Here is a 20,005-nt window from a genome sequence, read left to right as displayed (position 1 = left end):
TTCCAGCCGCTCTGTACCCCCACCGGCCCAGCCGCGACGGGCGAGCACCGGCCGCGATCGCGTCATGGCAGACGCACGGGCGGCAGCGGCCCGATCAGGGTCCCGGCCGGCGTGCGCCCCGCGCATCCACGTAGACCCAGGCCACGAGGCCCGAGGCCAGCGTGACCCGCTCGCGCCGGTAGTCGGCGACTTCATAGGTGTCGGCATTGAGCAGCTCGTCGCGGCTGACGGCGAACACCATGCCTTCGACCACGTCGCCCGCCTCGCCGCTGTACGACACCATCAGATGCACCGGCTGCCCGCTGGTGGCCAGCACCATGGGATCGGTGATGCGAAGCTGGCCCAGCCGGTAGCCGGGCAACTGGTCGGTCTGTCCATGCATGAGACGGCCGAACGTGGCGATCTGCACGGACTCCAACTGCAGGGTGCCGTAAGAGAACAGGTAGTCCTGCAGGCCCCCCAGAACGGAGGGCTGGCCGGACGGCCGGTACGCAGGGTCGGGTTCGGGTTCGGATGTCGAAGGGTTCAGGTTCATTTGCTTTTGTACTGCGGATGGTGGGCTGCGGCACACGGAGCCTGGCCAATCGAGCCGCTGCACGCCACCAAGTGGCTCCAGTCTCGCATATGCAAGACCCGGGCCCGTCTCTCCGCGCAGGTCGATCGGCCGGTCGCCGGACCGTCGCGGCCGCGCACCGGAAGGCCCGATGCGGCAGCGCAGGGGGTGGCCCATGGGACAATACGGTCCATGTATGCACTTTTTGAAGAAGCCGGCAAATTCCTCGCCGGCCGCGTGATGTCCGAGGCCGAGTCGTCGGCGCAGATCGAACTCGACTCGGGCAAACGGGTCAAGGTCAAGGCCGCCAACATTCTGATGAAGTTCGACAAGCCCACGCCGGCCGAACTCATCGCCCAGGCCCAGGCCCTGGTGTCCGACATCGACCTGGCTCTGGCCTGGGAATTCGCACCCGACGAGGAATTCGGCTTCGCCGACCTCGGCCGCGACTACTTCCAGGATCCGCCCACGCTGGTGCAGCAGGCAGCCGCGCTGTTCTGCCTGTTCGGCGCGCCGCATTACTTCCGCCGCGCCGGCAAGGGCCGCTTCAAGAAAGCGCCCGCCGAGATCCTGCAGCAGGCATTGGCGGCCATCGAGAAAAAACGCCTGCAGGCCGAACAGATCACGGTCTGGGCCCAAGAGCTGGCTGCCGGGAAATGCCCCGATTCGGTGCATGCGCAGCTCTACAAGATCTTGTTCCGCCCCGACAAGAACGCGCCCGAGTACAAGGCCGTGGTCGAGGCTGCGCGCGCCACGCAGACGGCCCCGCTGCCCCTGCTGCAGGCCGCCGGCGCCATCCGGTCGCCCTACCAGTTCCACTGGCAGCGTTTTCTGTTCGACAACTTTCCCAAGGGTGCGGGCTTTCCCAAGCTCAGCGCCCCCGCCATCGCCGACACCCTGCCGCTGGCCGAAGGCGTGCAGGCCTATTCCATCGACGACTCGCAGACCACGGAAATCGACGACGCGCTGTCGGTCCAGGGCCTGGGCAGCGGCACGGTGATCGTGGGCGTGCACATCGCGGCACCCGGTCTGGCGCTGGCTGCCGGCGATCCGATCGACGACGTGGCACGCAATCGCCTCTCCACCGTCTACATGCCCGGCCACAAGGTCACCATGCTGCCCGACGACGTCGTGCAGACGTACACCCTGGGCGAAGGCCAGGCCCGTCCGGCGCTGTCGCTCTACGTGCACTTCGACGAAGCCACGCTCGAGGTCAAGAACACCGAGACCCGGCTGGAACAGGTCTTCATCGCGGCCAATCTGCGCCACGACCAGCTCGAAGACATCGTCACCGAAGCCTGGCTGCAGCAGCCCGACTTCGAGCACGCCGGCGGCCCGTCCGAACTGGCCATGCCGCGCCAGCAACTGGCTTTCCTCTACCGTCTGGCGCTCAACCTCAAGGCCGCGCGCGAAGTGGTGCGCGGCAAACCCGAGACCTTCAACCGCCCCGACTACAACTTCCGCCTGGTCGGCAAGGACGGCTCCGAGCCCACGGGCGAGGAAACCGTGCAGATCAGCGTGCGCAAGCGAGGCTCGCCGCTCGACCTGATCGTGGCCGAGGCCATGATCCTGGCCAACAGCACCTGGGGCCAGTGGCTGGCCGAATGCGGCGTGCCGGGTCTCTACCGCAGCCAGGCCAGCCTGCTGCCGGGCGTGAAGGTGCGCATGGGCACCCGGGCCCTGCCGCATGCCGGCATCGGCGTGCCGGCCTATGCCTGGAGCACTTCGCCGCTGCGCCGTTATGTCGACCTGGTCAACCAGTGGCAGATCATCGCCTGCGTGCGCCACGGCAAGACGGCCGCGCTGGCCGCGCCCTTCAAGCCCAAGGACGCACAGCTGTTCGCGATTCTGTCGGCCTTCGATGCGGCCTACAGCGCCTACAACGGCTACCAGTCGGGCATGGAGCGTTTCTGGACGCTGCGTTATCTGCAGCAGAACCAGATCACCGAACTCACCGCCAGCGTGATGAAGGAGCGTCCGGAAGGCGGCTTCCTGGTGCGGGCCGACGACCTGCCGCTGGTGTTGCCCGTGATGGGCGCCCAGAATCTCGCGCGCAACGAAAAGCTGCGCGTGCGGCTGGGCGATATCGACCTGATCACACTGGATGTGAACGGAACGCTGGTCGAGCGCCTGGGACTGGATGCCAAGCCGGTATCCGAAACCGACGTGACGCCCGAGGACGACGAGGACGACGGCGCCGCAGGACCGCTGGCCATTGCGGTCGACGTGAATGAAGCCCAAGGCCCCGAAACCGAGGGGTTGCCCGCAACGGTGGCCCCCTGATGCCCATAATGCGGCTGCCGCGCAGCCGGATTTGCTGCAGCACCGCATCCCGGACCGGACCGGGGTGCCTTTTATTTCGATGATTTCCATGCCGCAACCCGATCAATACCGAGTGCTGGGCCATCCCGTCGAGCACAGCAAGTCCCCGCAGATTCACACGCGATTCGCCGAGTTGACCGGCCAGAACATGGTCTACGACCGCCAGTGCGTGCCGCTCGACGGTTTTGTGCAGGCCGTGGATTTCCTGCGCGCCACGGGCGTGCGCGGCTGCAATGTCACCGTGCCCTTCAAGTTCGAAGCCTTCCGTTATGCGCAGCAGCACGGCCGCGTCAGCGAACGGGCGGCACTGGCCCAGGCCTGCAACACCCTGAGTTTCGAAGGCGGATCCGTCTTTGCCGACAACACCGACGGCATCGGCCTGGTCAACGACATCCAGACCCACGCCGGTCGGAGCCTCGCCGGACGTGACGTGCTCATCATCGGGGCCGGCGGCGCGGCGGCGGGCTGCCTGGCGCCCTTCGTGCAGGCCGGCGCTCGCCGCATCGCGGTCGCCAACCGCTCGCCCGAGAAGGCCCAGGCCCTGGTCGCGCAGCACCTGGCCATGGCGCGCCATGGCGGCGTCACGCTGGGCGCCTATGGCCTGGACGACATTCCCGGCCCGTTCGAGTTCGTGGTCAACGCCAGCGCCAGCAGCCTGGCCGGCGAGGCCGCCCCGGTCTCGGCCGAGGTCCTCACACCCGACACGCTGGTGGTCGATCTCATGTACGGGCCCGCCAGCCAGGGTTTTCTGGATTGGGTGCGGCAGCAGGGTGCAGAGGGCCGTGACGGTCTCGGCATGCTGGTCGAGCAGGCCGCCGAAGCCTTCCAGCTCTGGCGCGGCGTGAGGCCGGACAGCGCCCAGGTGCTGGCCGAGCTCGAGGCCGCCCGCCGCGCGCCGGCCACGCTCTGACGCCTTTCGCTCGACGTCTTCGCTGACATGGCTCGCAACCGCCCCCCCTCGACGGCCCCTTTCACCCGGGCCCCCGTGCCGACCGTGGCGAGAGCGCTGGGACGCTGGACGCTGTGGATACTGGCCGCGGCGCTGGCCCTGCAGGTGTTCTTCCTGCTGCGCATCGCGCTCATGGCACTGGTCGATCCGCAATCCACGACGTTCCAGCGGTCGGAGTTCGTGCGCATGGCACGCACCGAGGGCGAGTTCGGCTGGAGCCAGCAGTGGGTCGACGGCGACGCGCTCTCGGACAACATCAAACGTGCCGTCATCGCCAGCGAGGACGGCGGCTTTTTCGAACACAACGGCGTCGAATGGGATGCGATCGAGAAGGCCTGGGCCCGCAACGAGCAGGCCGAGCAGCGCGCGCTCGAAGGCCGCAGCAGCCGGCCGCCCCGCATCGTGGGGGGATCGACCATCACCCAGCAACTGGCCAAGAACCTGCTGCTGTCGGGCGAGCGAACTTTCGTTCGCAAGGGCCAGGAGCTGGTGCTGGCGCTGATGCTCGAGAACCTGCTGGGCAAACGCCGCATTCTCGAGATCTACCTCAACAACGTGGAGTGGGGCGCCGGCATCTTCGGTGCCGAGGCAGCCGCACAGCACTATTTCCGCAAGAGTGCCAGCCAGCTCACGGCCTACGAGGCCGCACGGCTCGCCGTGATGCTGCCCAATCCCAAGCGCTTCGAGAAACTGCCCAACTCGAGCTATGTCGCCGGGCGTGCCCGGACCATTACCGCGCGCATGCGCTCCGTCACCCTGCCCTGAAGTGAAGCCCGGCGTCTTTTCGCCGGACGTCCTATAATTCTTTTGGACAGCGCTATCCAGCAACGAATCGGCGGCCGCTTCCGAAGCACAGCCGTGTTCGCTGCGGGCATCAAGCACGCTGTTTTCCTACGGCAGGCCGTCGGGCACCGCTCCACACTGGAGGTGCCCCCGGGCTCCGTCCTGCGGCCGAAACGGGCACGGGGTCTGCTGACAACAACTTCAAGACAAGGCGACAATCTCATGCTTTCTCCTTCTTCCAGCGGGCTCGCGGCCCGTCTCACCGGCGCGTTGTTCGTGCTGCTGAGCCTTGCACTGGGCGCCGGCGGCATCTACCTCGCCGCACTCGGCGGTTCGCTCTACTACCTCGTCGCCGCCGTCGTGCTGCTGGCGACCGGCGTGCTGCTGTTCAAACAACGGCCTTCGGCGCTGGTGCTGTATGCGCTGCTGCTGCTGGCCAGCACGGTCTGGGCCATCGGCGAAGTGCGCTTCGACCTCTGGCAACTGGTGCCTCGCCTGGGCCTGTGGGCAGTACTGGGACTGTGGCTCCTGTTGCCCCCGGTCCGCAGGGCCCTGAAAGCCCCTGCCCCTCGCCAAGCGGCCTCGGTCTCATCGGTGCGACTCGCCTCGCCCTGGCCCTCGCGCACCTTGGGCGCCGCCACGGCAGCGGCCATCCTGGTGACCGCATCGGGCCTGTTGACCGACTACCACTCGGTGCTCGGCGACGTGCCGGATGCCAGCATGGCGGCGACCGGCTACGCGGGTGTGCAAGGCACCGCAGACGGCGACTGGACCGCCTATGGCCGCTCCGACCATGGCGATCGTTATTCGCCGGCCGCGCAGATCACGCCGGTCAACGCCGGCCAGTTGAAAGAAGCCTGGACCTTCCACACCGGTGACTTCAAGGGCGACGGCGACCCCGGCGAGATCGCCAACGAGGTGACGCCGCTCAAGGCCAACGGCAAGCTCTACATCTGCACGCCGCACAACATCGTCATCGCGCTCGACCCGGACACGGGACGCGAAGTCTGGCGCCACGACCCCAAGATCAACCGCAACGCCCGCAGCTACCAGCACATGATCTGCCGCGGCGTGGCCTATTACGATGCCGCCAGCCCGGCCAATGCGGCGCTGGCGCCGGCAGCCGGGATCGATCCCGCTGCCGTGCAGGCGGCCACGGCGGCCTGCCCGCGCCGCATCTATGCGCCCACGGCCGACGCCACGCTGATCGCGCTCAATGCCGACACCGGCGAGCCCTGCACGGGCTTCGGCAATCGAGGCGTGGTCGATCTGAAGATGAACATGGGCCACGTGGTGCCCGGTTTCCTGAATCCGACCTCGCCGCCGGCCATCGGCCGCCGCAGCGTCATCATGGCGGCCAGCGTGACCGACAACGACTCCACCGACGAGCCCTCGGGCGTGATCCGGGGCTTCGATGTCGACACCGGCCGGCTGCTCTGGAACTGGGATTCGGGCCAGCCCGACCGCACCGAGCCGTTCGGCCCCGACGATGTCTACACCCGCAACTCGCCGAACTCGTGGAGCGTCTCCAGCATCGACCAGAAGCTGGGCATGGTGTACGTCCCCATGGGCAACCAGACCCCCGACATCTGGGGCGGCAACCGCCTGCCCGAGGGCGAGCGCTTCAACAGCGCCATCGTGGCGCTGAACGTGGACACCGGCAAGCTGCAGTGGGTCTACCAGACGGTGCACCACGACCTGTGGGACATGGACGTGGGCGGCCAGCCCACGCTGGTCGATCTCGACCGGCCCGAAGGCAAGGTGCCGGCCGTGATCGCGTCCACCAAGCGGGGCGACCTCTACGTGATCGACCGCCGCGACGGCAAGCTCATCGTGGCCGCCCCGGAACAGCCCGTGCCGCAAGGCGCGGCGACCGGCGATCGCACCTCGCCCACGCAACCGTTCTCTGAACTGAGCTTCAAGCCGCAGCCGCTGACCGAGAAAGACATGTGGGGCACCACGCCCTTCGACCAGTTGATCTGCCGGATCGCCTTCAAGCAACTGCGCTACGACGGCATCTTCACGCCGCCGTCCGAGCAGGGCTCGCTGGTCTATCCGGGCAACTACGGCGTGTTCGACTGGGGCGGCATCGCCGTCGACCCGGTGCGCCAGTTGCTGATCGGCAATCCCAACTACGTGGCGTTCGTCTCCAAGCTGCATGCACGCGGCACCATCGAGGTCCAGGGCGGCAGCGGCAGCGAACAGGGCCTGCAGCCCATGACCGGAACGCCCTATGCGGTCGATCTCCATCCCTTGCTGTCGCCGGCCGGCATTCCGTGCCAGGCGCCGCCTTGGGGCTACATGGCCGCCGTCGATCTCAAGACCATGAAGACCGTCTGGCAACGCAAGAACGGCACGGTGCGCGACAGCGCGCCCCTGCCGATCCCGCTGCCGCTGGGCGTGCCCAGCCTGGCCGGCGCGATCACCACCGGCGGCGGCGTGGCCTTCATGGGCGCCACGCTCGACAACTACATCCGCGCCTACGACGTGAAGAACGGCAACACCGTCTGGCAGGCGCGCCTGCCTGCGGGCGGCCAGGCGACGCCGATGACCTATGTCTCGGAAAAGACCGGCAAGCAGTATGTGGTGATCATGGCCGGCGGCCACGGCTCGCTGGGCACCCAGATGGGCGACAGCCTGGTGGCCTACGCCTTGCCCGACGGCACGCGATAGGGCCGCGCACCCCGGTGCGGAAGACGGCCCCGACCGGCCCGGCTCCGCACCTTGCGCCCCGTCGCCAGCGCGCCCGCCCTCACCGGCCGGCGCGCTTTTCTTTCGCCACGGACACGGCGGTGCGGGCTTATGATCGGCGCTTCTTTTCGCACACCGTGCTGCCCCGCTTCAACCGGCCGTTTCGGCCCAGGAAACCGATCTCTTGGCTCTGCGCATACTCGGCATCGACCCCGGCCTGCAAACCACCGGCTTCGGCGTGATCGACGTCGACGGCCATCGCCTGCAATACGTGGCCAGCGGCACCATCAAGACCACCCGCGTCGACCTGGGCAACCTGCCTGCACGCATCAAGATCCTGTACGACGGGCTGCGTGAAGTGCACCAGCGCTACGGACCCGACTCGGCCTCGCTCGAAATCACCTTCGTCAATGTCAACCCGCAGGCCACGCTGCTGCTGGGCCAGGCCCGCGGCGCCTGTCTGACGGCGCTGGTCTCATGCGATCTGCCGGTGGCGGAATACACCGCCCTGCAGATGAAGAAAGCCGTCGTCGGCCATGGCCGGGCGGCGAAGTCGCAGGTCCAGGAAATGGTGATGCGCCTGCTGCAACTGCCCGGCCTGCCCGGCCCCGATGCCGCCGATGCGCTGGGCCTGGCCATCACCCACGCCCACGCCGGAGCCGCCATGGCCCGCATTGCCGAAGCCAGTCCGCTGCAGCGCCGCACCAGCGCGATGTATCGCAAGGGCCGTACCTACTGACGGGCTGCCGGGACTCGCCCGCCCGGCCCGTCCGAAAGAATGGCGTCACAGGGCTGTCATGGCCAGGCCATAGATTCGTCTTCTTGAACTGAATTCAATGAAGAGGGAAACCGCCATGACTTCGACACTCAAGACCATCGCCTGCGCCGTCGCCGCACTGCTGCTGGCCGGCACCGCGCACGCGCTCGATGCACGTTACACCGACGCCGACGGCGATCTGGTCGCCGATGCCCCCAAGGACGCCAAGCAGTGGATCGACCCGGCCACGCTGGTGTTTGCCTACACGCCCGTGGAAGACCCCGCCGTGTACGCCAAGGTGTGGGACGGTTTCCTGCAGCATCTGGCCCAGGTGACCGGCAAGAAGGTGCAGTTCTTCCCCGTGCAATCGAATGCCGCCCAGCTCGAGGCCATGCGTGCAGGCCGCCTGCACGTGGCCGGCTTCAACACCGGCTCCAACCCGCTGGCCGTGAACTGCGCAGGTTTTGTGCCCTTCGCCATGATGGCCTCGAAGGACGATCGCTTCGGCTACGAGATGGAGATCATCACCTCGCCCGGCAGCGGCATCGAGAAGGTCGAAGACATCAAGGGCAAGAAGATGGCCTTCACCTCCGAGACCTCGAACTCCGGCTTCAAGGCCCCCTCGGCGCTGCTCGCCGACCAGTTCAAGATGGAAGCCGGCCGCGACTACACCCCGGTGTTCTCGGGCAAACACGACAACTCCATCCTGGGTGTCGCCAACAAGGACTATCCGGCAGCCGCCATCGCCAACTCGGTCAAGCAGCGCATGGAAGCCCGCGGCGTAGTCAAGCCCGAGCAGCTCAAGGTGATCTACACCTCGCAGACCTTCCCCACCACGGGTTACGGTTATGCCTACAACCTCAAGCCCGAGCTGGCCGCCAAGGTCACGCAGGCGTTCTTCAGCTATGACTGGAACGGCAGCGAACTCGCCAAGGAGTTCAACAAGAGCGAACCGCCCCAGGAAAAGTTCATGCCCATCACCTACAAGCAGCACTGGCAAGTCGTGCGCGACATCGACCGTGCCGTGGGCGTGAGCTACGCCTGCAAGTGATCGCAGCGGCAAGGACGGAAAAGAGCATGCTGGAGATCCGCGCGCTGCAAAAGCGCTACGCGACAGGCGACCTGGCCCTCAAGGGCATCGACCTGTCGGTGGCGCCCGGCCAGGTGGTCGGCCTGATCGGTCCTTCGGGGGCGGGCAAGTCCAGCCTGATTCGCTGCATCAACCGCCTGGTCACGCCGAGCGCGGGTGAAATCCTGCTCGACGGGCTGGACCTGGGCCGTCTGGGCGGCCGCGGCCTGCGGCTGGCACGGCGGCAGATCGGCATGATCTTCCAGGAATACGCGCTGGTCGAACGGCTCACCGTGATGGAAAACCTGCTGTCGGGCCGGCTGGGCTACACCGGTTTCTGGGCCAGCTGGTTCCGCCGCTTCGAGCCGCAGGACATCGAGCAGGCGCTGCGCCTGCTCGAACGCGTAGGCCTGGGCGGCATGGAAAACAAGCGGGCCGATGCGCTTTCGGGCGGCCAGCGCCAGCGCGTGGGCATCGCCCGTGCACTGATGCAGAGCCCCAAGTTGCTGCTGGTCGACGAACCGACGGCCAGCCTCGACCCGAAGACCTCGCGGCAGATCATGCGGCTCGTTCTCGAGCTCTGCCGCGAGCGGGGACTGGCGGCCATCGTCAACATCCACGACGTGGTGCTGGCCACCGAATTCCTGCCCCGCATCGTCGGCCTGCGCGCGGGCGAGATCGTCTACGACGGTCCGGCGGCACGAGTCGGCCCCGAAGTGCTCACCCGCATCTACGGCGACGAGGACTGGAGTGCCATCAGCCGGCAGATGCAGTCGCCGGCCCTCGACGACGACGCCACGGATGCGGCCGAAGACACGGCCCGGCGTGCCTCGCCGGCGGCACTTCCCTCTCACCCGACCGTCGCGCTGCGCGGCTCGCCCGCATGAGCGCCCTGACACCGACGACCGCGCCGCGTCACTGGCGCAAGCCGCCGGCCATCCGCAGCGCAGCCTGGCGCTGGGGCCTGACCCTGGGCGCCGTGCTCTACCTGGTGCTGGCGCTGGCCTCGCTGGAAATCAACTGGGACCGCCTGAGCGAAGGCTTGGTGCGGGGCTGGCGCTTTGTCTCGGCTTTCCTGCAGCCGGACTTCAGCGCGCGCTGGGGCGACATCGTGCTCGGCTTCGAAGAGAGCCTGACCATGGCGCTGACCTCGACTGCGCTGGGCGTGGCGCTGGCGATTCCGGTGGCCGTCGGTGCGGCACGCAACCTGGCCCCGATGCCGGTCTATCTGGTCTGCCGCGCCTTCATCGCGCTGTCGCGCACGCTCAACGAAATCATCGTGGCGATCTTCCTGGTGGTGATGTTCGGCTTCGGCCCGTTCGCCGGTTTCCTCACGCTGACCTTCGCCACCATCGGCTTCATGGCCAAGCTGCTGGCCGAAGACATCGAGGAGATCGAAGCCAGCCAGCTCGAGGCCCTGCGCGCCACCGGCGCCGGCCCGCTGCAGGTTCTGGATTTCGCCGTCCTGTCGCAGGTGCTGCCTCGCCTGGTGGGGTTGACGGCCTACCGCCTCGACATCAATTTCCGCGAGTCCGCCGTGATCGGCATCGTCGGCGCGGGCGGCATCGGGGCCACCCTGAACACCGCCATGGACCGCTACGAGTTCGAGACGGCCGCAGCCATCATCCTGGTGATCATCGCCATCGTGCTGGCCTGTGAATATGCCTCGGGCTGGATCCGGAGGTGGGTGCGATGAGCAGTCTTCACCCCGACGCCGCCCTGCCGGCCTGGCGCAAGCGCAGTCCCCGCCACGAGCTGCTGGTGTTCTGCGGCTGGCTGCTGGCCCTGTGCGCCGTGTACCTGGCCTTCCAGGTCATGACACGCGACACCATCTGGGTCTTCGTCACCGATGCGCCGCGCCAGGTGGCCGACGTGGGCAGCCGCATGCTGCCGCCCGACTGGGCCTACATCGGCGAGCTGGCCTGGCCGCTGTGGGAGACCCTCAACATCGCCACGCTCGGCACGCTGCTGGGCACGGCGCTGGCGGTGCCCGTGGCCTTCCTGGCCGCAGCCAACACCACACCGAGCGCTCGCCTGCTGCGGCCGCTGGCGTTGCTGGTCATCGTCTCGTCGCGTTCGATCAACTCGCTGATCTGGGCCCTGCTGCTGGTGGCCATTCTCGGCCCGGGCGTCCTGGCGGGCATCCTGGCGATTGCGCTGCGCTCGATCGGCTTCATCGGCAAGCTGCTGTACGAGGCCATCGAGGAAATCGACGGCAGCCAGGTCGAGGCCATCGCCGCCACCGGGGCCACGCGTGCACAAGTCATGTCGTGGGGCGTGGTGCCGCAGGTCGCGCCCACGCTGGCCGGCATCTCGGTCTTTCGCTGGGACATCAACATCCGCGAATCCACCGTGCTGGGCCTGGTGGGCGCAGGCGGCATCGGCGTCAAGCTCGAAGCCGCGCTGGGCACGCTGGCCTGGCCCAAGGTGACGCTGCTGCTGCTGGTCATCCTGGCCACGGTGGCCGTCAGCGAGTGGACCACGGCACGCGTGCGGCGCCACCTGATCTGAGACGCCCGGCGCGGCGGGACGGCTTTCGCGGCCCTGAAAACGCCGGTCCTCCCGTGCAGATGCACGAATGCGCCAAAGCTAAAAAGTGCAGGTGCGCAGAGGCACCGTGCGCTCAGGACCGGCCCGGCGGTCGCGCCAGGCCCAGGTGATCGCGCAGCGTGTGCCCTTCGTAGTCGCGGCGAAACAGGCCCCGCTGCTGCAGCACCGGCACCACGTGATCCACGAAGTCGTCGATGTCCCGGGGCAGGGCCGGCGGCATGAGGTTGAAGCCATCCGCACCGCCGTTGCGCCACCAGTGCGCCATCTGGTCGGCGATCTGCTCGGGTGTGCCGACCATCGTGCAATGCCCGCCCCCGGCCGCCAGGCGGCCCAGCAGCTGGCGCACGGTGGGGCGTTCGGTTTCGACGATGCGCAGGATGGTGCCATAGCGTCCTTGGGGCCCCTTGAACGCGGACAGCGGCGGCAGCGGCGGCACCGGTTCGTCCAGGGCCCAGCCGCTGCAGTCCTGGCCGACGAAACCGCCGAGCTGGCGCAGCGACGAGGCGACCGGCAGCAGTTCGTCGAGCGCACGCTGGCGCGCACGGGCCTCGGCTTCGGTCGAGCCGACATAGACCACCAGGCCCGGCATGATCGGCACCGGCGAGGTGCGGCCGGCCGCCGCCACGCGGCGCTTGATGTCGCTGTAGTACGACTGCGCGGCGGGCAGGTCGTAGGCCACGGCGTAGACGGCCTCGGCCCGGCGTGCGGCCAGATCGCGCCCCTGTTCGGAAGCGCCGGCCTGGAAAAGCACGGGGTGGCCCTGGGGGGGACGCGGCACGGTCAGCGGACCGTCCACGCGGAAATGTTCGCCCCGATGGTCGACGGCGCGCACGCTGCCGGGCCTCACGAAATCGCCCTGGCGATCGTGCACCAGCGCGTCGTCGTCCCACGAGTCCCACAGCGCCTGCACGGCGTTCACCATTTCCTCGGCCCGCTGGTATCGCCAGTCGTGCGGCGGCATGGCCTCGTAGCCATGGTTGCGCGCCTCGACATCGAACATCGACGTCACGACGTTCCAGCCCATGCGACCGCGCGAGATGTGGTCGAGCGAGGCCAGTTGACGTGCCACGTGGAAAGGCGTGCCGAAGGTGCTCGAGACCGTGCTGACCAGGCCGATACGCTCGGTGGCACGCGCCATGGCGGCCATGGCGGTGAGCGGCTCGAGAAACCAGCGCGGGCCGTCGTTCACATCGAGCGCGGCGTGGCCGTCGGCAAAGAACACGGCATCGAGCTTGCCGCGCTCGGCCGTGCGGGCCAACGCTTCGTAGTAGGCGATGTCGCCGAGCCGATCGACCGCCGAATCCGGATGCCGCCAGGCGGCCCGGTGGTGGCCGCAGCCCATGATGAACAGGTTGAGATGCAGCATGGACGGGCGCGGGTTCATCCCTTGACCAGGCCGCCGTCGACCACCAGGTTCTGGCCGGTCACGGCCCGCGACCAGGGCGAGGCGAAGAACAGCACGGCATCGGCAAATTCGGCCGGCGTGGTGACCTGGCGCAGCGGTGTGCTGGCCGCGATGAGATCGAACACCGCCGGCGGCGTGGCGGCCGAGGCGTCGGTGGTGCGCAGCAGGCCGCCGGACACCATGTTGACGGTGATGCCGTCGGGGCCCAGGTCTTGCGACAGCGTCCGCGTGAGCGACAGCAGCGCGGCCTTGGCTGCGGTGTAGTCGTGGTAGGGCACGACGGGGTTCTGGAAAAGATTGGTGCCGATGTTGACGACACGGCCGAAACCGGCCGCCCGCATGGCCGGCAGTGCGGCCTGCACGGTATTGAGTGCGCCGCGGACGCTGCCCTCGAGTTGCTGCAGCACGCTGTCCCAGCCCAGCGTGTCGGCCTGCGGACGGGCATCGCCATTGAACTGGAAAGACGGCAGGGCATTGTTGACCACGGTGGTGACCGGTGCACCCAGGGCCAGCCCGGCCTGCCGCAGCATGCGGGCCACGGCCTCCGGATCGCGCACGTCGGCCTGCAAGGCGACGGCACGCCCGGCAGGTGCCTCGTCGACCAGGGCCTGGGCCGCATCCCCGCTGGCCAGGTAGTTGACCACGACCCGCGATCCCTGCGCCAGGAAGGCCCGGACGATGTGGGCCCCGAGTCCGCGGCCGCCGCCGGTCACGAGGACGATTTGGTCATTCAAGGCCAACGGAAGGGGGCGAACAGGGCTGCTCATGAAGGCGTCTCCGGAAAAGAACTGGCCGGGGACGATCGAGCAGGTCGGGTGCGGTGGAAGACGCACGCTGTGCCGAACGGACATCCCTACGCCAGTGTGAACTGAATCAGGTTCGACGGGTGTGATCTCAGTCCGGCCCTCGGCGCCGCATCGGCCCCGGAGCGCGGACACCCCGTGCCGCGAAGGCCGCACGATACCACGGACGGTCCGGCAAGCGGCCCTGTTGCCGATGCGGACGGCGATTGACAAGCGCCCGCCCCTCCCCTAGTCTTGCGCCCCAATCCTAGGGGAGCCCGCGTATGCCGGGCTGAGATTCCACGGCAGCGTGGTCACCCTTCGAACCTGATCCGGGTCATGCCGGCGAAGGGAAGGAGCGGCTTGCCGCGCGTGGCGTGCCCTTCCTGGTTTTTTCATCCAACCGGCCCCGATTGCGCGGGGCAGAAGGCACACGCACCATGCTCACTTCCGTCTCGGCCCTCTTCTGGCTGCTGCTGTTCGCCGGCGGCTTTGCCCTCGCCAGCATTCTCTACGCCCGCCGCCGCCAAGGCTCGCTCGAGGACTACATCGTCGCGCGCAACAGCCAGAGCGCGGTCGCCACGGTGATGACGCTCATGGCCTCGACGCTGGGGGCCTGGATCCTGTTCTCGCCGGCCCAGGCCGCCACCTGGGGCGGGCTGTCGGCCGTGATCGGCTATGCGCTGGGCTCGATGTCGCCGCGGCTGGTGCTGATTCCGCTGGGCCGGCGCATGCGCGAGATCATGCCGGCGGGCCACACGCTCACCGAGTTCCTGCTGGCGCGCTACGGCCGGCCGCTGTATGCGCTGGTGCTGCTCATCATGCTGTTCTACATGTTCATCTCGCTGGCCGCCGAAATCACCGCGATGGCCAAGCTGGTCACGCTGCTGGCGCCGGTGCCGCTGTGGGTGACGGCAGCCATCGTCATGGGCTGCACGCTGCTCTACACCTCGTACGGCGGGCTGCGCGCCTCCATCTTCACCGACCGGCTGCAGATGGTCATCATCGTGCCGCTGCTGCTCGGCCTGGCCGTTCTGGGCTGGAAAGCCACCGGCGGCATCGCCCCCACCGTCGCGACGCTGCAGCAGAATGCGCCCCGGCTGCTCACGCTGACCGACCCGCTGGGCATCAAGGCGGGCTTCACCTTCCTTGTGGCGATCCTGCTCACGGGCCTGTTCCACCAAGGCAACTGGCAGCGCATCTACGCCGCACGCGACACACGCACCATGCGCCGGGGCTTTGTGCTCGCCGGTATTCTGGTGGGGCCGTTCATCCTGCTGATGGGGCTGTTCGGACTGGCCTTCATGGCGATCACGCCCGACGGCGACGCGTCGGTGGCGCTGTTTTCCGTGATCATGCCGCACGTGCCGTCCTGGTTTGCAGTGGCCCTGATTCTGCTCGGTCTGGCGCTGGTGATGAGCACCGCCGATACCGCCATCAGTGCCATCTCGAGCATCGTCGCGGTCGACCTCGGCCGGCTGGCTCCGCAGGCGACGCCCGCATCCCTGCTCAAGGTGTCGCGCGGACTGATCTTCCTGCTGGCCATTCCGGTGATGATCGTCGCGGCGCAGGGCTACAGCGTGCTGTATCTGTTCCTGCTGGCCGACCTGCTGTGCTCGGCTGCGGCATTCCCGGTCTTCTTCGGGCTGTTCAGCAAACGCCACGACGGTGTCACGGCCACCGTCTCGACGCTGGCCGGACTGGCGGCCGGACTGCTGGTGTTCCCGGCCCCGAATGCCCCCATGACCTACCTGCTGGAATCCTTCCTGCTGGCGGCCCTGGTGCCGGTGGCCGTGACCGGCGTGCTGCGGCTGCTGCGCCACCGCTCGGCCGATTTCGACTTCGCTGCGCTCAACGCCACGGTGCGCAGGCTGAACTGAGCGCTTGCTGCGTCAGTCCACCCGGGCGCCCGTCGCCTTGACGACCGCCTGGTACTTGTCGCGCTCGGCTTTCATGAAGGCGTCGAACTGCTCGGGGCTGGTGGGGACCGGCTCGGCCAGCAGCGCGGCGAACCGCTGCTGCGTGTCGGGGTTGCGCAGGGCAGCGACATAGGCCTGGTTGAGCCTGTCGATCACGGCCCTGGGCGTGCCGGCCGGTGCCACCAGGCCCCACCAGGTGTCGATGGCGAAACCCGGCAGCAGCGAGGCCACGGGGGGCACGCCGGGCAGCATGGGGCTGGACTCGGCGGTGGTCACCGCCAGCGCCTTGAGCTTGCCGGCACGGATATTGGGCGCGGCCGTGGCCAGATTGTCGAAGTTGAAATCGACCTGGCCCGACAGCAGGGCCAACTGGGCCGGGTTGCCGCCGTTGTAGGGAATGTGCACGGCGAAGATGCCGGCACGCTGCTTGAACATCTCTCCGGCCAGGTGCCCGGCGCTGCCGTTGCCGCCGCTGCCGTAGTTGAGCTTGGCGGGATTGGCCTTGGCATAACGCACCAGGTCGGCCACGTTGCGGATGCCGAGCCGCTGCGCGGCCTCGGCATTCATCACCAGCACATTGGGAACCCGCACCATCTGCGTGACAGCCGCAAAATCCTTGGCTGCATCGAAGGGCATGCGGCTGTAGAGCCAGGGGTTGACCGCGTGCGTGGCGGTCGCCGAGATGCCGATGGTCAACCCGTCGGGTGCTGCGCGGGCCACCATGTCGGCACCGATGTTGCCGCCGGCACCGGGCTTGTTCTCGACGATGACGGTGCCCAGGCTGTCGCGCACCGCTTCGGCCAGGATGCGGGCCGTGACGTCGATCGGTCCACCCGCGCCATAGGGCACGACGATGCGCATGGGTTGCTGGGCCAGAACCGGCGGCGAGAGGGCCAAGCCGGCCGCCAGCGCGGCGCCCGAAAGCAGGATTCGACGTTTCATGAGATCTCCTCGTTGTTGTGGGTGCCCGGCATCGGCGCCGGGATGGCATGCGGCCGGCGGGACGGCGCAGCACAGCCGTCAGGCCATGTGTTTGTCGCGCTCGCTGGTGAAGGCGTCGGCGTAGAACTCGTCGGCCAGCAGGCCGGCCCGCGCCGTGAACTCGCGCTGAGCCGATTCCACCACAATCGGCGCGCCGCAGGCATAGACCTGATGACCGGACAAATCCGGATGGTCATCCAGAACGGCCTGGTGGACAAAGCCCGTGCGCCCCGTCCATCCGTCTTCGGGCAGCGCATCGGAGACGACAGGTACAAAACGCAGATGGGGCATCTCGGCGCACTTCTGCTCGACCCAGTCGCTCATGTACAGATCGCCGGGCCGGCGCCCACCCCAATACAGCACCGCAGGCCGCGTGATGCCCTTGAACTGCATGTGCTCGATGATGGCCTTGAGCGGCGCGAAACCCGTTCCGGACGCCAGAAAAATCAGGGGCGCAGCCGAATCCTCGCGCAGGAAAAAACTGCCGTAGGGGCCTTCGATGCGCAGGATTTCCTTTTCCTTCATGCCGCCGAAGACATGGTCGGTGAACTTGCCGCCCGGCATGTGGCGCACGTGCAGTTGAATCGAAGGTTTGCCCGGCTCGGGCTGCACATGCGGCGCGTTGGCCATCGAGTAGCTGCGGCGGCTGCCGTCGCGCAGGATGAACTCCACGAACTGACCGGCGTGATAACCCAGCGTATCGTTGGCGGGCAACTGCATGTTGATCACCATCACGTCGTGCGAGCGGCGTTCGAGCGACAGCACGCGCGTGGGCATCTTCTTGATCGGGAAACCGCCCGTTTCGGTGACCTGGCGGCTTTCCAGCACCACATCCGTCGAGGGCCGTGCGCGGCAGGTCAGGATCTGGCCCTCGGCGGCTTCGGCCTCGCTCAGGGCACGCGGCTGGTAGCTGTCCATGACGACGCTGCCGTCGAGCCGGCGGCACTTGCACGATCCGCAGGCGCCGTCCTTGCACGCATAAGGCAGGCCCACGCCCTGGCGTATCGCGGCCGCCAGCAAGGTTTCATCGGGGTGGCACAGGAACGTGCGGCCGCTGGGCAACACGGTGACATGCAGACTCATTTTCTCGGGGGTCCTTGGATGCTTGTATGCTGCGGCCGTCAGTCCGCTGCTGGCTTCCGGCGCTGCCGGGCCACTGGTTCTCCCCGTTATTTTCGCCCAACATGCCCCTGTCCGACAAACTGTCCCCGTCCCGCGGCTCCTCAGGTGCCCTGCCCGCCCGCTTTCGCCGTCCCCGCCTGCTGGTGGTGGGCTGCGGCGACGTGGGCCTGCGTGCGGTGCAGGCCCTGCTGGGCACATCGGCGCAGCCCCGTCTCACGGTACGGGCCCTGACCTCGTCGCCCGGCCGTGTGGCGGAACTGCGCGCCCGTCGCATCACGCCCCTGCTGGGCGACCTGGATCGGCCCGCCACGCTGACACGCCTGGCGGGACTGGCCACCCATGTGCTGCATCTGGCACCGCCCCCGGGCACCGCCGGGGCCACCCACGATCCGCGCAGTGCCGCCCTGCTGCGTGCGTTGCGCCGCAGCGCATGCGCGGCACCGGGCGTGGTCTACGCCTCGACCTCGGGGGTGTACGGCGACGCGCAGGGGGCCTGGATCGACGAGACCCGTCCCACCGCGCCGCGCACCGACCGCGCCCGGCGCCGGGTGGCCGCCGAGTCGCTGGTGCGGCGCTACGGACTGGACAGCGGCGCACGCAGCAGCGTCGTCCGCATTCCCGGCATCTACGCGCCCGACCGGGAAGGCGGAACGCCGCGCGCCCGGCTCTTGCGCGGCACACCGGTGCTGTGCAGGGCGGACGATGTCTACACCAACCACATCCACGCCGACGACCTCGCTCGCGCCCTGTTGTCGGCGCTGTGGCGCGGTGCGCCGCAGCGCATCTACCATGCCAGCGACGACACCGAGCTGCTGATGGGCGACTACTTCGACCAGGCAGCCGACCTCTACGGCCTGCCCCGGCCGCCACGCATCGGCCGGGCCGAAGCGCTGCAGTCCCTGCCCGCCATGCAGTTGAGCTTCATGTCGGAATCGCGCCGGCTGCGCAATACCCGGCTGCACAAGGAGCTGAGGGTGAAACTGCGCTACCCCACGACCGCGCAAGGCCTGGCCACCGAAGCCCGCCCTGCCGCAGCAACCGAAAGCTGAGGCCTGCGGCAACGGCAGCCGGGCGGCATCGGCAATCACACGATCGGAGCCTGCGCACATCGCACGGCGTGACGGGCCGGCTGCGCAGCACTGAGGCGGCGCATCATGCCCCCTCGATCAGGCCCTGCCCCCGTGCGGCGAGTGCGGCATTCATGCCGGCAATGCCTTGCAAGCCGCCGGTGTGGATGGCCAGCACACGTTCGTCCGCGCCTATCGTGCCGTCGGCCAGCAGCGCACACAGCCGGAACATCATCTTGCCGGTGTAGACCGGATCGAGCCGAATGCCGGTCTCGCGCCGGAACGCATTCAGGAAAGACACCAGGCGTGCATCGATGCGCGCATAGCCGCCGAAGAGGTCGTCCTCCAGCACCGTCCAGTTGCGCTTCGGTGTCCAGCCGGCAACGGCTTCGGCCACGCCTTTCGCATGGCCCTTGAGTGCGGAAAAACCGATCACCCGCTGATGCGGCGCACTGCTCTCGACGAGTCCGGCCAGCGTGCCGCCCGTGCCCACGGCACAGCAGATGACGTCGTAGCCGGCATCGCCAGGCCCCAGGATCTCGCGGCAGCCCGCGACACCCCATGCGTTGCTGCCGCCCTCGGGCACCAGATAGGCATCGGGATAACGCCGCTGCACCTCGGCGATGGCGGCCGGCTCGTGACGGCGCCGGTAGTCGGCGCGCGACAGGAACACCAGTTGCATGCCGGCCTGCAGGGCGCCTTGCAAGGTCGGACTGTGCCCGGGCCGCCCGGCCCACTCCTCGCCGCGGATCAGACCGACCGTGCGCAGGCCCGCCGCGCGCCCCGCCTCGGCCAGCGCGGCGATATGGTTGGAGTGCGCGCCCCCCCAGCTCACCACCGCGCCGGCGCGGCATTTCAAGGCCTCCAGCAGGTTGTACTTGAGCTTGCGGTACTTGTTGCCCGGCACGGTGGGATGAACCAGATCCTCGCGCCTGAGCCAGACCCGGCCGGCGGGCAGGCCTGAAAAAACCAGCGCTTCGTCGGGCACCCGGGGCGGCTGCAGCCAACCGGGTGGACAGGCGACCGTGCGCTCCAGCGCCATGCCCGTCATGAAC

At 68.3% G+C, this 20,005-nt stretch carries 17 protein-coding genes and 2 riboswitches; of the genes, 11 read left to right on the top strand and 6 right to left on the bottom strand.

Annotated features, from left to right (window positions below):
• Positions 1-94: 94 nt before the first annotated feature.
• The gene (locus EC845_RS08050) at positions 95-535 is read right to left on the bottom strand and encodes a gamma-glutamylcyclotransferase family protein (RefSeq protein WP_123296950.1); all 441 of its coding nucleotides are present in this window, start codon (positions 533-535) and stop codon (positions 95-97) included.
• Positions 536-745: 210 nt separating this feature from the next.
• Here EC845_RS08050 and EC845_RS08045 point away from each other — a divergent pair, with 210 nt between their 5' ends.
• The 9 genes from EC845_RS08045 (at position 746) to phnE (EC845_RS08005) (ending at position 11,635) form a co-directional block, all read left to right on the top strand.
• Positions 746-2,836 (top strand): ribonuclease catalytic domain-containing protein, encoded by a 2,091-nt coding sequence (locus EC845_RS08045; protein WP_123296948.1) that lies wholly within the window; start codon positions 746-748, stop codon positions 2,834-2,836.
• Positions 2,837-2,915: 79 nt separating this feature from the next.
• Positions 2,916-3,785 (top strand): shikimate dehydrogenase, encoded by an 870-nt coding sequence (gene aroE, locus EC845_RS08040; protein WP_123296946.1) that lies wholly within the window; start codon positions 2,916-2,918, stop codon positions 3,783-3,785.
• 27 nt (positions 3,786-3,812) lie between these two features.
• Positions 3,813-4,589 carry a monofunctional biosynthetic peptidoglycan transglycosylase gene (gene mtgA / locus EC845_RS08035; RefSeq protein WP_123296944.1) on the top strand — a complete coding sequence of 259 codons (777 nt, stop codon included), beginning with the start codon at positions 3,813-3,815 and terminating at the stop codon, positions 4,587-4,589.
• Between the two features lie 240 nt (positions 4,590-4,829).
• Positions 4,830-7,280 (top strand): membrane-bound PQQ-dependent dehydrogenase, glucose/quinate/shikimate family, encoded by a 2,451-nt coding sequence (locus EC845_RS08030; RefSeq protein ID WP_123296942.1) that lies wholly within the window; start codon positions 4,830-4,832, stop codon positions 7,278-7,280.
• 208 nt (positions 7,281-7,488) lie between these two features.
• Positions 7,489-8,037: a crossover junction endodeoxyribonuclease RuvC gene (gene ruvC / locus EC845_RS08025; RefSeq protein ID WP_123297993.1), complete on the top strand. Its 549-nt coding sequence runs from the start codon at positions 7,489-7,491 to the stop codon at positions 8,035-8,037.
• A gap of 115 nt (positions 8,038-8,152) precedes the next feature.
• Positions 8,153-9,106 carry a phosphate/phosphite/phosphonate ABC transporter substrate-binding protein gene (gene phnD, locus EC845_RS08020; RefSeq protein WP_123297991.1) on the top strand — a complete coding sequence of 318 codons (954 nt, stop codon included), beginning with the start codon at positions 8,153-8,155 and terminating at the stop codon, positions 9,104-9,106.
• A 26-nt stretch (positions 9,107-9,132) separates the two neighbouring features.
• Positions 9,133-10,011, top strand: a complete 879-nt coding sequence (phnC, locus tag EC845_RS08015) for a phosphonate ABC transporter ATP-binding protein (RefSeq protein ID WP_123296940.1) — start codon at positions 9,133-9,135, stop codon at positions 10,009-10,011.
• The gene (gene phnE, locus EC845_RS08010; RefSeq protein WP_123296938.1) at positions 10,008-10,820 is read left to right on the top strand and encodes a phosphonate ABC transporter, permease protein PhnE; all 813 of its coding nucleotides are present in this window, start codon (positions 10,008-10,010) and stop codon (positions 10,818-10,820) included. Before phnC ends, phnE (EC845_RS08010) begins: the two co-directional genes overlap by 4 nt.
• On the top strand, positions 10,817-11,635 hold the full coding sequence (phnE, locus tag EC845_RS08005) for a phosphonate ABC transporter, permease protein PhnE (RefSeq protein ID WP_123296936.1): 819 nt from the start codon (positions 10,817-10,819) through the stop codon (positions 11,633-11,635). Before phnE (EC845_RS08010) ends, phnE (EC845_RS08005) begins: the two co-directional genes overlap by 4 nt.
• A gap of 112 nt (positions 11,636-11,747) precedes the next feature.
• Here phnE (EC845_RS08005) and EC845_RS08000 read toward each other — a convergent pair whose 3' ends face one another.
• Both EC845_RS08000 and EC845_RS07995 read right to left on the bottom strand, forming a co-directional pair.
• Positions 11,748-13,040 (bottom strand): LLM class flavin-dependent oxidoreductase, encoded by a 1,293-nt coding sequence (locus tag EC845_RS08000; protein ID WP_123296933.1) that lies wholly within the window; start codon positions 13,038-13,040, stop codon positions 11,748-11,750.
• Positions 13,041-13,054: 14 nt separating this feature from the next.
• The gene (locus tag EC845_RS07995; RefSeq protein WP_123296931.1) at positions 13,055-13,846 is read right to left on the bottom strand and encodes a 3-oxoacyl-ACP reductase; all 792 of its coding nucleotides are present in this window, start codon (positions 13,844-13,846) and stop codon (positions 13,055-13,057) included.
• A 66-nt stretch (positions 13,847-13,912) separates the two neighbouring features.
• Positions 13,913-14,031, bottom strand: a riboswitch (TPP riboswitch).
• A gap of 90 nt (positions 14,032-14,121) precedes the next feature.
• Positions 14,122-14,232, top strand: a riboswitch (TPP riboswitch).
• 69 nt (positions 14,233-14,301) lie between these two features.
• Here EC845_RS07995 and EC845_RS07990 point away from each other — a divergent pair.
• Positions 14,302-15,741 (top strand): sodium:solute symporter family protein, encoded by a 1,440-nt coding sequence (locus tag EC845_RS07990; RefSeq protein ID WP_123296929.1) that lies wholly within the window; start codon positions 14,302-14,304, stop codon positions 15,739-15,741.
• A gap of 12 nt (positions 15,742-15,753) precedes the next feature.
• On the opposite strand, the gene EC845_RS07985 is transcribed toward EC845_RS07990, so the two are convergent.
• Together EC845_RS07985 and EC845_RS07980 are read right to left on the bottom strand one after the other, a co-directional pair.
• Positions 15,754-16,722, bottom strand: a complete 969-nt coding sequence (locus tag EC845_RS07985) for a tripartite tricarboxylate transporter substrate binding protein (RefSeq protein WP_123296927.1) — start codon at positions 16,720-16,722, stop codon at positions 15,754-15,756.
• A 78-nt stretch (positions 16,723-16,800) separates the two neighbouring features.
• Positions 16,801-17,844, bottom strand: a complete 1,044-nt coding sequence (locus tag EC845_RS07980; RefSeq protein ID WP_123296925.1) for a CDP-6-deoxy-delta-3,4-glucoseen reductase — start codon at positions 17,842-17,844, stop codon at positions 16,801-16,803.
• A gap of 101 nt (positions 17,845-17,945) precedes the next feature.
• Between EC845_RS07980 and EC845_RS07975 the strand changes: the two genes are divergently transcribed.
• The gene (locus EC845_RS07975; RefSeq protein WP_123297989.1) at positions 17,946-18,932 is read left to right on the top strand and encodes an SDR family oxidoreductase; all 987 of its coding nucleotides are present in this window, start codon (positions 17,946-17,948) and stop codon (positions 18,930-18,932) included.
• 103 nt (positions 18,933-19,035) lie between these two features.
• Here EC845_RS07975 and EC845_RS07970 read toward each other — a convergent pair whose 3' ends face one another.
• A complete protein-coding gene (locus tag EC845_RS07970) occupies positions 19,036-20,001 on the bottom strand; it encodes a 1-aminocyclopropane-1-carboxylate deaminase/D-cysteine desulfhydrase (RefSeq protein WP_199739753.1) in 966 nt (321 codons plus the stop codon).
• Positions 20,002-20,005: the final 4 nt, after the last annotated feature.

The sequence above is a fragment of the Comamonas sp. BIGb0124 genome, assembly GCF_003752175.1.
In the GTDB taxonomy this organism is placed as follows: domain Bacteria; phylum Pseudomonadota; class Gammaproteobacteria; order Burkholderiales; family Burkholderiaceae_C; genus Comamonas_F.
Note: the sequence above shows the minus strand (reverse complement) of the source record. Positions and strands in the feature narration are given on the sequence as shown.